This is a genomic window from Afifella sp. YEN Y35 (genome assembly GCF_047553465.1).
GTDB classification, from domain to species: domain Bacteria; phylum Pseudomonadota; class Alphaproteobacteria; order Rhizobiales; family Afifellaceae; genus Afifella; species Afifella aestuarii.
This window is the reverse complement of the sequence record NZ_CP180203.1, coordinates 415323-428225: the sequence shown is the minus strand read 5'-3', so window position 1 is coordinate 428225 and position 12903 is coordinate 415323. Positions and strand designations below refer to the sequence as shown.

Sequence of the window (12903 nt, the reverse complement as noted above, 5' to 3'; positions counted from 1 at the left end):
TCAGCCCTCCCGCTTCTTCATCCGCGGATCGAGGAGATCGCGCGCGGTGTCGCCGAGGAGGTTGATCGCCAGAATGCACAGCGACAGAAGAAGTCCCGGCCAGAAGATGAGCCCGGGCTTCACCTGAAAATAGCTTCGGCCCTCGGCCATGATGTTCCCCCAGGTCGGGATCTCGGTCGAGACGCCAGCGCCGAGAAAGCTCAGGATCGCTTCGATCAGGATCGCCGAGGCGCAGACATACGTCCCCTGCACGATGAGCGGCGCGAGCGTGTTCGGCATCAGATGCTGGACCAGGATCTTCGGCATCGACGAGCCGAGCGCGATGGCGGCCTCCACATAGGGCTCCTCGCGCGCCGACAGCACGACGGACCGCACCAGGCGGACGACGCGCGGCACTTCGGGAATGGTGATGGCGATGATCACCGAGCCGAGGCTCGGACCGTTGAGGGCGACGAGCGCGATGGCGAGAAGGATCGCCGGGATCGCCATCAGGCTATCCATGATGCGCATGATGATGCCGTCCGCGGCGCGGAAGAAGCCGGCGACCAGGCCGATGATGAGGCCGATGACGACGCTGACGAGAGCCGCGCCGACGCCGATGAGGAGCGAGACGCGCCCGCCGGTCATCACCCGGCTGAAGGTGTCGCGGCCATACTGGTCCGTGCCGAGAAGGTGCGCCTCCGAAGGGGGCTTCAGGCGGGACATCGAATCCATCGCCAGCGGATCGTAGGGCACGTAAAGCGGTGCCAGCAGCGAAGCGAGCACGATCGCGACAAGGATGACAGCCGCGATCATCGGGCCCGCGCCCAGACGCGCTCCGGCCGGGAGCGAAAACACCCCGGTCAAGACCTGGAAGGCGCTATGGCGGGATGGGGAAATCTCAGCCATGTCAGTAGCGGATCCTCGGGTCGAAGAAGGAATAGGAGACGTCGACGATGAGATTGACGAAGACGTAGATGCCGGCGGTGAACAGGATCATCGCCTGGATCACCGGATAGTCGCGCGCCAGGATCGCATCGACGGTGAGCCGGCCGATCCCGGGAATGTTGAAGACGCTTTCCGTCACCACGACGCCGGAGATGAGGAGCGCAAAGCCCGTGCCGATGATCGTCAGGATCGGCACCGCGGCGTTGCGCAGCGCATGGCGGAAAAGCACGACGTTTTCCCGCACGCCTTTGGCGCGGGCGGTGCGCACGTAATCCTCGCCCAAGACTTCCAGCATGGAGGCGCGCGTCATGCGTGCGATCAGCGCCACATAGATCGTGGCGAGCGTCAGCGACGGCAGGATCGCCCGCGTCAGGAATGGACCGATGCCCGAGGAAAGCGGCGCATAGCCCTGCACCGGCACCCAGCGCAGCTCGATCGCGAAAATCTGGATCAGGATGTAGCCGATCACGAAGACGGGGACGGAAAAGCCCAGCACCGAGAAGGACATCACCAGGAAATCGACCCAGGTGCGATGACGCCACGCCGCGATCACGCCCATCGGCACAGCCAGCAGCACCGAGATGATGATGGTCATGATGGCGATGCTGATCGTGGGCCCGAGCCGATCTCCGATCATGCCCGCAACCGGCGTGCTGGAAATGAGGGAGGTGCCGAGATCGCCGTGCAGCATCTGCCCGATCCAGGTGAAGAACTGGATATGCAGAGGATCGTTGAGGCCGAGCCGGTCACGGATGCGCTCGAGCTGCGCAGGCGTGGCGGCATCGCCGGCGAGAATCGCCGCCGGATCGCCGGGGGTCAGGCGAAGCAGAAGGAAGACGAAGACCGCGACGATCGCCATCACGGGGATCGTGGCGAGGATCCGCTTCAGGATATAGCCGAACATGATCGGTCTCCTTGCCGCGAGGCCTGTTCGAACCTCAGCGCAAATTGCGAGACAGGACGGCCGGAGACGCGCGCAAAGGCGCGTCTCCGAAGGTGGATCACTCCGCCTCTTTCGTCATGTTCCAGAAGACCGGAACCGGCGACGGGATCATGTTCTGGATCGAATTCCGCCGCGCCTGAGGCATGTTGTATTCGCCGAGATGGATGTAGTTCACATTGTCCATCACATGCTTCTGGATCGCGACGGCGGCCGCTTTGCGGGCCTCCTGATCCTCAGCGAGCGCGAAGTCGTCACGCAGCTTTTCGATCGCGGGATCGTCCGGCCAGCCGAACCAGGCATCGTCGCCACGCCCGTTCACCATCACGTTGATGAGCGGATCGGAAATCTCCGGCACCATCCAGTTCGTGAAGAAGATGTTCCAGCCGCCCTCGGCAGGAGGGTTCTGCTGCGCCCGCCGTTGCACGACCGACTGCCAGTCCATGGCCTGCATATCGACGTTGAAGCCCGCCTGGCGAAGGGCCTGTGCGGCGACGACCGGCTGATTGGTCAGGCTGACGACGTCCGTCGGCTGCATGAGCACCACGGGCGTGCCGTCGTAACCCGCCTCTTCCAGAAGCTTCTTGGCCTCTTCCGGATGCGCGCCGGAGGTGATCGGCTCGGAGCCCGATTCATCGCCGAGCGGCGTTCCGCAGCCGAAGATCGCACCGCAGACTTTGTAATACTTGTCGGAGCCCATCATGGTGGCGAGCACGTCTTCCTGGCTTAGAGCCAGAAGCGCCGCCTGGCGCACCTTCTTGTTGTCGAAGGGCGGATGCAGGAAGTTCGGCCGCCCGATCGTGACGAAGCCGAGCGGGTCACGCATCTCGACCGTCACGTCCGGCGCGTTCTCGATCACCGGCAACAGGTCGACCTGCACCTGTTCCAGATAATCAATCTCTCCGGCCGCGAGCGCGTTCATCGCGGTCAGATTGTCGGGCATCGTCGTCCAGACGACATGATCGACATTGACCTTTTTGCCGCCGGCCATCCAGGAGGGCGGCTCGTCGCGCGGCACGTAATCTTCGAACTTGTCGTAGGTGACCGAAGCGCCCGGCTCGTATTTGTCGCTGTTGAAGACGAACGGGCCGGAGCCGGTGTAATCGGTGATCGGCTCGTCCGGCGAGGTTTCCGCCACCCGCTCCGGCATGATGAAGGGCGGCACGGCCGATTGCTTGGAAATGACGTTGAGGAGCGGCGGAAAAGGCTCCGAGAGCTTCCACACGATGGTCTTGTCGTCCGGCGCCTCGAGGCTTTCCGTGACGTCGAAGATCATCTGACCGCCGGAATCGCGCTTGCCCCAGCGGGTGAGCGAGGCGACGACGTCCTTGCCGGTCACCGGCGCTCCGTCATGAAACTTCAGCCCGTCGCGCAGGGTGAAGGTGTAGGTCAGCTTGTCGTCGGAGACGTCCCAATCCGCCATCTGCGGCTGAGGCTCGAAATTCTCGTCCACGGCCGTCAGGACGTCATAGATCATATAGCCGTGGTCGCGGGTGATGTGCGCGGTGGTGATCACGGGGTCGAGCACGCGCAGACCCGAATGCATCACCGCCGTGATGGTCTTGCCATCATCCTGCGCGTTGGCGACAGCGGGTGCGGACAGCACGCCGCCTGCAAGAAGCGCGGCGGCGAGGCTACGCTTCATGCAAGAAAGTGGTTTCAAGCTCTGCATACATCCCTCTCTCGGATTCGATCTGTTGGTGCTTTGTCGTTATTGGACCGCGGCGATGTTCTCCCCGCCTGGGTCGGAATGCGCCTTTGCGGCGCTCGCTTCTCCGAACAGAGGTCCGTTCGGGAAGAGTTTCATGTCGGCCGGAAGCCGCGTGAACGGCAGATCGGCAGGATTGAAAGGCATCGGGCCGGGCGACAGGGCGACCAGAATCTCTGAGGCGATGGGCGCGAAATCGGCGCGGAAATGCGTGGAGCTTTTCACCACCAGGATCGCCTGCTCCTCCGGGACAACGCCGACGAAACGGAACATTTCGCGGTCCGCCATCTGCGCGATGCCGCTCGTCACGACGACGCGCACACCGCCGATGCGCAGGCACGCCGATCGCCCGAGGTCGAGCCGTCCGCCGCCGTAATAGGGACCCGTCGCGTGAAGCCGCCCGTCGGACAGACGCTCCACCACCGCCTCCGTCTCGACCGGATGGTCGCCCGGCACCCCGGGATGACTGCCGATCGCAAAATGCGCCGTCGCCCCCTCGCCCAGCTGATGCGCCTTTTCCGCGCTCGCCGGATCGACGATGAGGCCGATCGCGGCATTTTGGGCATCGGCCGCGATGAGCGCGCGCAACATCCCGGTCGTTGCCGAAACGCCGCCCGCCCCGGGATTGTCCTGCGTATCCGCGATGACGACCGGACCCGTTTTGACAGCGGCGATGCGCGCCGCCTCCGCCACGGCTTCCCCGGCCGTAAACGTGCGGTTGTCGAAGAGCGGCTCGGCCGCCTCATAGGCGGCGGCGATACGGTCGGCGGCACGCTCGGCCTCCGCCTGCGTCGCCGCGAAGGCCATCGCCGTCGGGCCGCAATCTGGAATATCCGCCGCCGGAAACCCCATGAAGAGTGAGGCGGAGAGCACCCCCTCCCGCTCCAGCGCATCGATCTCGGCGTAGAGCGCGTCCCCCGGCGCCATCTCCGTCGCCTGAAACGGGATCGGCACGAGATAGGACATGCGCCGGAAGGCTTTCGCGGGCCGCCTGCCCGTTGCCATCATCCGATGGAGAAGCCGGGCCGCCCGCGCGCCGGTCGCGGCCATATCGACATGGGGATAGGTGCGGAAGGCGACGAGCGCGTCGACCGTGTCGACAAAGGCCGCCGAGATATTGCCGTGCAGGTCGAGCGCCGATGTGATCGGGACGGCGTCGCCGACCACCGCGCGGACGCGGCGTGCGATCTCGCCTTCCCCGTCGTCGAGATGCTCAGCCACCATCGCGCCATGGAGATCGAGAAAGACGCCGTCGAGCGGCCCGGCCTCGGAAATCCGCTGCACGATCTCGCCGGCGATCGTCTCGAAAGCCTCGCGCGTCACATAGCCGGAGGGGATCGCCCCGGCCCAGAGCGTCGGCACCACGTCCCAGCCCTGCTCCCGGGCAACATCGAGCGCGCCGGCAATGCCGAGATTGACCTTCTGCGCCGCATCGAGAAGCGCGGCCCCCCGCGTCATCCCGATATAGCCTCCGCCGACCCGGAAAGCTTCGAGATCCGCCCGAACCGGAGCGAACGTATTGGTTTCGTGGAGGAAGCCCGCCACCGCGACCCTGAACGTCATCTCCGCCTGCCCCCACCCATCGGCACACACCGTTAAAAGAGGTTGTGTATCGCTATGCAATACAACTATATTGCACAACGATCATAGTAACCCCCTCGAACGAGCCGTCAAGCTATCCATGAATAAGCGTCTACGGGCTGACCCCTCCCAACCGATCGATTCCCTTCCCTATGAGGACGACAGCCTCTTCGTCCGCGCGGCCGGCCGGGCCATGCAGGTTTTGAGCGCCTTTCATCACGCGCCCGGCCCTCTCAGCCTTTCGGAAATCGCCCTTCGCGCCGGCATCGACAGATCGGCCGCCCAGCGGCTCGTCCACACCCTCTCGAAACTGGGATATCTTCGGCGCGGCCCGGGCGATCGCGGCTATCTCCCCGGCATCCGCCTTCTCGACCACACGCTCGACGTGCTCCGGCTCGATCCCGTCATACAGAAAGCGACGCCCGTGCTCCTGGAGCTGCGCAAGACGATCCGCGAGCGCGTCGATTTCAGCCTCTATGACGAGACCCGCATCGTCTACGCGCTGCGCATGCAGAGCAAACGCGAGACCTTCCACGCCACCCTCGTCGGCCACAGCGTGCCGACCTATTGCACGGCAGGCGGCCGGGCCCTCCTCTCGCTTCTTCCGGACGAGGCAGCGCGCGAGATCGTCCTGCTCACGTCTTTGCACAAATACACGGCCAAGACGGTCGTCGAGCCGGACGCGATCATGGAGCGGATCAAGCAGGCCCGCACCGACGGCTATGCTGTCGTCGTGGAAGAGTTTCTGCAGGGCGAAGTGGCGCTCGGCGTGGCGATCTCGCGTGGCGACGGCATCCCCCTCGGCGCGATCCATGTGGCGGGATCGCTGTCGGAATGGACGCCCGAGGATTTCGTCAAACGGGCCTCTCCGCTCGCCATGGAAGCGGCCCGGGCGATCATGGGGAGTCTCTGAGGGGCCTCAGAAAACTCAGAAGCGGACCCAGACGGCGGAGAAGACGGCCCGCTCGCGGAGCACGTTCTCTCCCCGAACGGTCGCAAAGCTGCCGGCCTGCACGGAGAGACGCGCGTTGATGTCGTAGACGGCGCTCACCTGCAGCTTGTGCTCCCGTGTCGGCCGAAAGACGCCCTCGGCCGCGCCGACACTCACCGTATTGAAGGACTGCGCCAGCAGAAGAACGTCCGGCCATACCCGGTAGCCGAACGTGAGATCGCCCCGCACTTCGTCCGCCGGTCCGGCCGTCCGGAACCGGTAGCCGGCCTGAATGTCGACGAACGCATCGTTCGCGCCGAGCTTGAAGCCGTAGCCGAAGAGCCCGCGCAGATCATATTCCGCGTTGGTGTAGCCGAGATTGGCCGACACCGTCGGATCGGAGGCGCCCGGAATGCGCGCGATCCCCTGAACCGATGCGACCGCCGCGCCTTTCCTGAAGACCTGATAGCGCGCCCCGAGATCGAAATATCCCGGCCCACTGCTCGTCGAAGCGCCGACCGAAGCACGTCGAAAACCAGGTGCCGCAATCAAAGTCAGGTCGCGCGTCACGCCATATTCGGCAAAGAGCGTGACTTCCGTTTTCGTGGTGTCGTGGAGCTGGCTGCCGAAACCGCCAGAAAGATCGGCGGGGCTCTTCGAAAACATGACGGACCAGATCACCTGACCCGCCCCCTCCTCGAGCGTCCACGCGCCGGCCAGAACCTCGCAATCGGGGATGAGGCAAGACAAGACGAGCGAGACGGCGAAGAAGCTTCCAACACATGGGCCACCCGCCCGCGACGTCCCCGCGCCTCCTCGGCCGCCTGTCAGGCGACACATGCGCGGGAATTCGTGGGCAGACGTCCGCCCTTCACCTCCGCCAGATTTGAAACGGCGACCCACGAGACGCGATGAACTCAAAGAACTACGAATTCCGACATCACCACCCGCCACATCAAGGGAGGGATTGAGGTAGAGCTCGGACACAATTCCAATAATATTTGCAAAATTCAATTATTATTTAATGTGAACTATAGTACAAATCCACCTTCACGTCAGATCACACAGACATCTTCATCGAGGTCAATCCGCACCCGGAGGAGAGCCTGATCGGGGTGGCGCTTCCCGCCGTCATGCCGGAGGAGCTGGCAACCTATGTCGGCAGAAAGACATGACGGCAGGCAGACATGACGGCAGGCAGACATGGCGTCAGGTCGAGCGGCACGCGCCCGGCGGATATGCGCCATGTCCCGGCCGACCTTGGCCGGACGCAGCTGCAATCCGATTAGATCGTTTTGGCGTCGATGAGAACTCGCAAGCGCTCGGCGTCCGCAGGCGATGCAGGGTTGTAGACGATCATGCCGAGCTCGGGCCGCCCCTCGACAGCGAAGGAGGAGAATTCCAGATCGAGCAGTCCGGCCTCCGGGTGGTGAATGCATTTCACGCCCTCGCCGTGCGCCACCACATCGTTGTCCCGCCACAGCGCCTCGAACTCCGAGCTCATCTCGCACAGCTCGGCAACGAGCCGCATCACCTCGGCGCTGCCGCTCGCCCCCGCTCGCGCCACATCCGCCCGGAACGCGCCGACGACGAAGCGAGCGACGCTCTCCCAATCCTCCTGTTTGGCGCGCACGCGGCAGCTGCTGAACATGAGGCGGAGGATGTTGCGTCGCTCGCGCGGCAGCTTGGAATAGTCGGTCAAAAGCGCCGCCGCGGCCCTGTTCCAGCCGACAACATCCCACAGCGCCGTCTTGATGATGGCGGGGCTGAGCGGCATGGCGTCGAGCACGCGCTGGAGCCGCGGGGTGACGCCTTCGACCGGCTGGTACCGCACTTCCGGCGGATGGCCGAGGGCCAGCATATAGAGATGCTCACGCTCGGGCTCCGTCAGCATCAGACCCTTGGCGATGCGGTCGAGCACGTCGGCCGAGGGCGCGCCGCCGCGGCCCTGCTCGAGCCAGGTGTACCAGGTCGGGCTGATGTTCGCGCGAGCGGCGACCTCCTCACGGCGCAGCCCAGGCGTGCGGCGCCGGCCTCCGACGAAGCCGAACGACGTCGGATCGAGCCGGGTACGGCGATCGCGCAGATACATGCCGAGCTGATTGGGCGTCTCGTCGGGCACGGTCGAACCTGTTGTGACTTATACCATGATAAGCTCACTACTTTAACAGGTAGCGGCAGCTCGCGAAATACGCATCCTCTCAAAGAGGAAGAACCTGATGCGTGTATTTCTGACTGGCGCAACCGGCTTTATCGGCTCGCGAATCCTGCCCAATCTGCTTGCGGAAGGGCACCACGTGCTTGGCAACGCCCGCTCCGAAGCGGGCGCTCGCCGGCTGCAGGAGGCTGGCGCCGCAGTCCACCGCGGCGATCTCGACGACCCGGCAACGCTTGCAAAGGGCGCCGAGAGCGTCGACGCCGTGATCCACACGGCATTCGACCACGATTTCTCGCGCTTTGTGGAGAATTGCGACAAGGACCGGCGGGTGATCGAGGCGATCGGCGACGTGCTTGCCGGTTCGGATCGTCCGTTCCTCATCACCTCGGCCGTCGCGATGGGCAGTCCCGGGCCGGGACAGTTCGCCCGCGAGGATATTTTTGATCGCGAGCATCCCCTGCCCCGGATCAAGAGCGAGCTCGCGGGCCTCGCCGTCGGGGAACGCGGCGTCTCCGTCGGCGTCGTGCGGCTGCCTCAGGTCCATGACCCCGTCAAACAGGGCCTGATTTCGCCACTGATCGACATCGCCCGCGAAAAGGGTGTCTCGGCCTATGTCGACGAGGGCAGCAACCGCTGGTGCGCCGCCGCCGTCGAAGACGTCGCCCGCCTCTATGTCCTGGCGCTCGATCACCACGAGCCGGGCATCCGCTGGCACGCCGTCACCGAGGAAGCCATTCCGATGCGCGCCATCGCGGAAGCGATCGGTGCCGGTCTGGGTGTGCCAGTCCAATCCGTAACGAAGAACGAAGCCGAGACCCATTTTGGATGGCTGGCAGGCATCGCTTGTCTCGATATGCCGGCCTCCAGCGCCCTCACCCGCGAACGGCTCGGCTGGAAGCCGACGGGACCGACGCTTTTTGAAGACCTCGCTCGGATGGATTACGCGGCCAGCGCCGGTTGATCCACGAACGATCGCGCCGTCTCGCAGCATGATACTGATCGATCCCGCCGGCCTTCATGTCGGCGGGATTGAGGCCAGACGGAATTCAGGAAAAGCTGACCATCGCGCCGACCTCCCCGCCGGACTCAAAACCTTCGGCGTCGCGCTCCGCGACGCCGAGAAGCCGAAGGTCACGAGGCGCGAGATTTGGGAGAGACGGCAGCCGAAGCTTCGATCATGGATGCAGCTTCGCTCCCTTTGTCGCCTTGTCGACGTCCTTCTTCGGGCCGCGGATCGCGATCCCGACGAGATCGGGGGCATCGGCGGGTTCGGCCTTGAACACCTCGCGGTTTGCCGCGTCGTGGCCCGTCGAGAACATCGCCCTGACATAGGCGGCCGTGAGAAGCCCTTTCTCTCCCGAAATGCGGTGGGCGCGCTTGAGCGCGCTTTCTCCCGCCGCGAAGATCAGCATCGGCTGTCCGAGGAGACTGGCGAAGCGTCGTCCCGCCGCATCCTCGTAGGGCTCGCCCATCGCCTCCGGAGCCATGGCGGCCACGCCGGTGGCGAGGAACGCGGTGACGTTCAGCTTCTGCCAGGTCGCGAGATCGTCCAGCACCAGAATGGCGACCTTCGTGTCGAACATGCCTTATTTTCCTTCAGACTAAGCGGGTATTTATTGCATTTCGTAAGATCCAAACATCATAATGCCGAATGATATTCCGCACCAAAGGCATTCCGGGCGATGACCAAAGATACGAACCACGTTCGGCAGCGGCTCGCACCGCCGGCCCGTTTGGACGACAAGGACCGAACCCTGTTAGGTCTTTTGGCTGAGGATTCCACGCGGAGCTATGCGGAGCTGGGCAAGCTGCTCCACCTCTCGCCCCCGGCCGTGCACGAGCGCGTCAAGCGCCTGCGGCAGGATGGCGTGATCAAGGCCAATATCGCGGTTCTCGACGGCGCAAGGCTCGGAAGACCCCTCGTGGCCTTCGTGCATATCGACACGACGAGCTGGGCGGTGACGCGCCAGCTGCTGGCGCTCAAGGAGCTTCCCGAGGTGGAAGAGATCCACACCGTCACGGGCGAAAGCGCCATGCTCCTCAAGGTGAGGACGCGCGACACGCAGGCCTTGGAGGAGCTTCTGGAGCGGATCCATTCCATCGAGGGCTTCAAGGGCACCCGCAGCTACATCGCCTTGTCGACCTATCTCGAACGTGGACCGAGCCCGGTCGCGGACGACCAGTAATCGTCGATCACGCGGACCGGCCGCCGGCCGACACCCGTTCCATCCGCAAGGGGGCGCGCCTCTCGCACGTCCCCTCGCCTCTCATCCCGGCAAAGCCGGATGTCCCTACATCAGGCCGTTGATGAGGATCGCCAGGATCGCGACCGGGGCGACGAAGCGCAGGATGAAGATCCACAGCGTCAAGAAGACGCCGGGATGCTCGCCATCCACGGTCACCTCGTTGGCAGCCCGCGGCCCCAGCACCCAGCCGACGAAGATCGCCACCATCAGGCCGGAGATCGGCAGCATGATGTTGGCAGTCAGGAAGTCGAGGAGATCGAGGAACCCCATGCCGAACAGCTTGTAGTCGGCCCAGATGCCTTGCGACAGCGAGGACGGAACGCCGAGCAGGAAGGTGACGGCGCCGATGGCGATGGTCGTCGGCACCCGCCCGAAACCCCGGTCGCAGAACAGGGCGACGAGCGGTTCCAAAAGCGAGACCGAGGAGGTCAGCGCCGCAATCAGCAACAGGACGAAGAAGGCGGGTCCGAAGATCGCGCCGCCGGGCATGGCCTGGAACACCGTCGGCAGGGTGATGAAGGTGAGCGCCGGACCGGCTTCCGGATCGAGACCGAAGGCAAAGACCGCCGGCAGAATGGCGAGGCCGGCCAGCACCGCCACCGTCGTGTCGAGAGAGACGATGTACCAGGCCGAGCGGCCGATGCGGGTGTCGCGGTCGAGATAGGAGCCGTAGGTCAGCATCGCCGCCATGCCGATGGAGAGCGAGAAGAAGGCCTGGCCGAGGGCGGCCATGAAGACCGTGCCGTTGATCTTGGAAAAGTCCGGCGACAGGAAGAATTTCAGGCCTGCTTCCGCGCCCGGCAACGTCATCGAGCGGGCGACGAGGGCGAGCAGGATCAGGAACAGGACGGGCATCAGGATCTTGCTGACCCGTTCGATGCCGGAGGCGACGCCCTTCAACACCACGAAGACGGTGAGCACGACGAACACCGCCTGATAGATCAACGGCTGCCAGGGGTCGGAGATGAAGCCGACGAAAGAGTTTCCGATCCCGCCGATGTCGAGACCGCTGAAGGCGCCGTCGGCGGACTTGATCACATAGGCGATCGTCCAGCCGGCGATGACCGAGTAAAACGACAGGATCAGGAAGGCGACGGTCAGGCCGATCGCGCCGACCACGGTCCAGCCCTTGTGGCCGAGCACCTTGAAGGCCGACAGCGCATCGCTCTGGCTGGCGCGCCCGACGGCGACTTCAGCCAGCAGCACGGACAGGCCGATCGTGAAGACGATCGCGAGATAAAGCAGAAGGAAAGCAGCACCGCCGTTCTCGCCGGTGATGTAGGGAAACTTCCAGATATTGCCGAGGCCGACGGCGGAACCGGCAGCGGCGACGACAAAGCCGATGCGGGAATGCCACTTTTCTCGCGGAGCGTTCATGAACCGATCCTGTGGGGCTCTTGGCATGCCGACCGGCCGTCTTGGGGCCGAAACGGATGCGCTGGTGTGAGTTGATGCCGGCACAGGGAAGGATCATCGCGTGACCGGCTCAGGCTGGCGGACTAAAAACCCGGTCCGGAGCTGAAAGTCGATGACCGAAAGCAAAAAAGTTCGGCGATCCCCGCTTTCGAGGGGCATTTTTGCCGGGTCGCGACGATTAGGCACATCGTCCCATGTCGGCTGTCAAAGGGCCGCCAGTGGGCCGGCAGCCGGCGCATCCAGCGGACACCTGACCCGCAGTTCACTCGGCTCGCTGCCCGCAGCCCTGAAGCCAGACATCCGAAAAGCCCGAAGGCGCGCACGCCCCCGCCACCAAACGCTGGATCCGGGCCACCCGTTCGTCGAGCTTGGCGTCTCTGCCAGCGAGATCATAGGAAGCCGGCGCGATCAGCACCGCCACGAGCCTGATGAACTCGGCGTCGGTCAGTTCGGCTGGGGGCCGCCCATAAATCGCTGAGCTTGCCGAATGAAAGCCGACCATCCAGCCATCGGGACCGTTGCCCATTTCCAGCGTCTCCAGCCACAGGGCAAGGATCTGCTCCTTGGAAAGACGGCTCTCCATCCCGAGCGCATAGCCGGTCTGGCGTATCTTTCCGAGGCCGGGGTGAAATTCCTCGAAGGCGAGCCGCTTGGCCGCCGATTGGGTGATGGTGGTCAAGCCGGCGCCCGGGGTCGAGAAATCCACGCCGGGATGCGTTGAAAAATTCGGGTCTTCGACAGCGAGGAGGATAGCCCGGCGGGTCGGCCCCAGAGAGCCCCCGCCTCGCCCTTGAGCAATCGCCGCGTCAGCCTGAGCACGCAAGCCCTCGGCATCCGAGACCGCATCCCAGTATCCCTTGGCGCCATAGCCCACGAAACCGACAAGCAGGAGAGCAAATACAATTCCAAAATATTTCAGAATGCGCATCATTCGATATGCTTGCCCCAAACGCGACTTCGATGATTTCGACCCGAATGAATTCCTGAGGTAATTTA

General features: G+C 64.2%; 12 protein-coding genes. 3 read left to right on the top strand and 9 right to left on the bottom strand.

Annotated features, from left to right (window positions below; all coding sequences use genetic code 11):
• From ACK8CP_RS02050 to ACK8CP_RS02035, 4 genes are all read right to left on the bottom strand, one after another.
• Positions 1-795, bottom strand: coding sequence for an ABC transporter permease (locus ACK8CP_RS02050; protein ID WP_234629372.1), 795 nt, complete (start codon positions 793-795; stop codon positions 1-3).
• A gap of 94 nt (positions 796-889) precedes the next feature.
• The gene (locus ACK8CP_RS02045; protein WP_414833188.1) at positions 890-1831 is read right to left on the bottom strand and encodes an ABC transporter permease; all 942 of its coding nucleotides are present in this window, start codon (positions 1829-1831) and stop codon (positions 890-892) included.
• Positions 1832-1928: 97 nt separating this feature from the next.
• The gene (locus ACK8CP_RS02040) at positions 1929-3512 is read right to left on the bottom strand and encodes an ABC transporter substrate-binding protein (protein WP_414833187.1); all 1584 of its coding nucleotides are present in this window, start codon (positions 3510-3512) and stop codon (positions 1929-1931) included.
• 66 nt (positions 3513-3578) lie between these two features.
• Complete coding sequence (locus ACK8CP_RS02035) at positions 3579-5138, bottom strand: M81 family metallopeptidase (protein ID WP_414833186.1); 1560 nt, start codon at positions 5136-5138, stop codon at positions 3579-3581.
• A 118-nt stretch (positions 5139-5256) separates the two neighbouring features.
• Here ACK8CP_RS02035 and ACK8CP_RS02030 point away from each other — a divergent pair, with 118 nt between their 5' ends.
• On the top strand, positions 5257-6069 hold the full coding sequence (locus ACK8CP_RS02030; RefSeq protein ID WP_414833185.1) for an IclR family transcriptional regulator: 813 nt from the start codon (positions 5257-5259) through the stop codon (positions 6067-6069).
• A gap of 15 nt (positions 6070-6084) precedes the next feature.
• On the opposite strand, the gene ACK8CP_RS02025 is transcribed toward ACK8CP_RS02030, so the two are convergent.
• Entirely contained in the window at positions 6085-6837 is a 753-nt protein-coding gene (locus ACK8CP_RS02025; protein WP_414833184.1) for a hypothetical protein, read from the bottom strand.
• A 535-nt stretch (positions 6838-7372) separates the two neighbouring features.
• Positions 7373-8179, bottom strand: coding sequence for a helix-turn-helix transcriptional regulator (locus ACK8CP_RS02020; RefSeq protein WP_234629373.1), 807 nt, complete (start codon positions 8177-8179; stop codon positions 7373-7375).
• A gap of 127 nt (positions 8180-8306) precedes the next feature.
• Here ACK8CP_RS02020 and ACK8CP_RS02015 point away from each other — a divergent pair, with 127 nt between their 5' ends.
• Positions 8307-9206 (top strand): SDR family oxidoreductase, encoded by a 900-nt coding sequence (locus tag ACK8CP_RS02015; protein ID WP_414833183.1) that lies wholly within the window; start codon positions 8307-8309, stop codon positions 9204-9206.
• 214 nt (positions 9207-9420) lie between these two features.
• Here the strand turns inward: ACK8CP_RS02015 and ACK8CP_RS02010 are convergent, their stop codons facing one another.
• Positions 9421-9828, bottom strand: a complete 408-nt coding sequence (locus tag ACK8CP_RS02010) for a DUF2000 family protein (RefSeq protein WP_414833182.1) — start codon at positions 9826-9828, stop codon at positions 9421-9423.
• A 99-nt stretch (positions 9829-9927) separates the two neighbouring features.
• Here ACK8CP_RS02010 and ACK8CP_RS02005 point away from each other — a divergent pair, with 99 nt between their 5' ends.
• Positions 9928-10431 carry an Lrp/AsnC family transcriptional regulator gene (locus tag ACK8CP_RS02005; protein WP_414833181.1) on the top strand — a complete coding sequence of 168 codons (504 nt, stop codon included), beginning with the start codon at positions 9928-9930 and terminating at the stop codon, positions 10429-10431.
• 105 nt (positions 10432-10536) lie between these two features.
• Here the strand turns inward: ACK8CP_RS02005 and ACK8CP_RS02000 are convergent, their stop codons facing one another.
• The gene (locus ACK8CP_RS02000) at positions 10537-11868 is read right to left on the bottom strand and encodes a sodium-dependent transporter (RefSeq protein WP_414833180.1); all 1332 of its coding nucleotides are present in this window, start codon (positions 11866-11868) and stop codon (positions 10537-10539) included.
• A 301-nt stretch (positions 11869-12169) separates the two neighbouring features.
• Positions 12170-12838, bottom strand: coding sequence for a transglycosylase domain-containing protein (locus tag ACK8CP_RS01995; RefSeq protein WP_414833179.1), 669 nt, complete (start codon positions 12836-12838; stop codon positions 12170-12172).
• Between the last annotated feature and the right edge of the window lie 65 nt (positions 12839-12903).

Bases quoted from the DNA above. Each gene is read 5' to 3' on its own strand.
- ACK8CP_RS02050 (WP_234629372.1), bottom strand. From the start codon at position 795: ATGATCGCGGCTGTCATCCTTGTCGCGATCGTGCTCGCTTCGCTGCTG.
- ACK8CP_RS02045 (WP_414833188.1), bottom strand. From the start codon at position 1,831: ATGTTCGGCTATATCCTGAAGCGGATCCTCGCCACGATCCCCGTGATG.
- ACK8CP_RS02040 (WP_414833187.1), bottom strand. From the start codon at position 3,512: ATGAAGCGTAGCCTCGCCGCCGCGCTTCTTGCAGGCGGCGTGCTGTCC.
- ACK8CP_RS02035 (WP_414833186.1), bottom strand. From the start codon at position 5,138: ATGACGTTCAGGGTCGCGGTGGCGGGCTTCCTCCACGAAACCAATACG.
- ACK8CP_RS02030 (WP_414833185.1), top strand. From the start codon at position 5,257: ATGAATAAGCGTCTACGGGCTGACCCCTCCCAACCGATCGATTCCCTT.
- ACK8CP_RS02020 (WP_234629373.1), bottom strand. From the start codon at position 8,179: ATGTATCTGCGCGATCGCCGTACCCGGCTCGATCCGACGTCGTTCGGC.
- ACK8CP_RS02015 (WP_414833183.1), top strand. From the start codon at position 8,307: ATGCGTGTATTTCTGACTGGCGCAACCGGCTTTATCGGCTCGCGAATC.
- ACK8CP_RS02010 (WP_414833182.1), bottom strand. From the start codon at position 9,828: ATGTTCGACACGAAGGTCGCCATTCTGGTGCTGGACGATCTCGCGACC.
- ACK8CP_RS02005 (WP_414833181.1), top strand. From the start codon at position 9,928: ATGACCAAAGATACGAACCACGTTCGGCAGCGGCTCGCACCGCCGGCC.
- ACK8CP_RS02000 (WP_414833180.1), bottom strand. From the start codon at position 11,868: ATGAACGCTCCGCGAGAAAAGTGGCATTCCCGCATCGGCTTTGTCGTC.
- ACK8CP_RS01995 (WP_414833179.1), bottom strand. From the start codon at position 12,838: ATGATGCGCATTCTGAAATATTTTGGAATTGTATTTGCTCTCCTGCTT.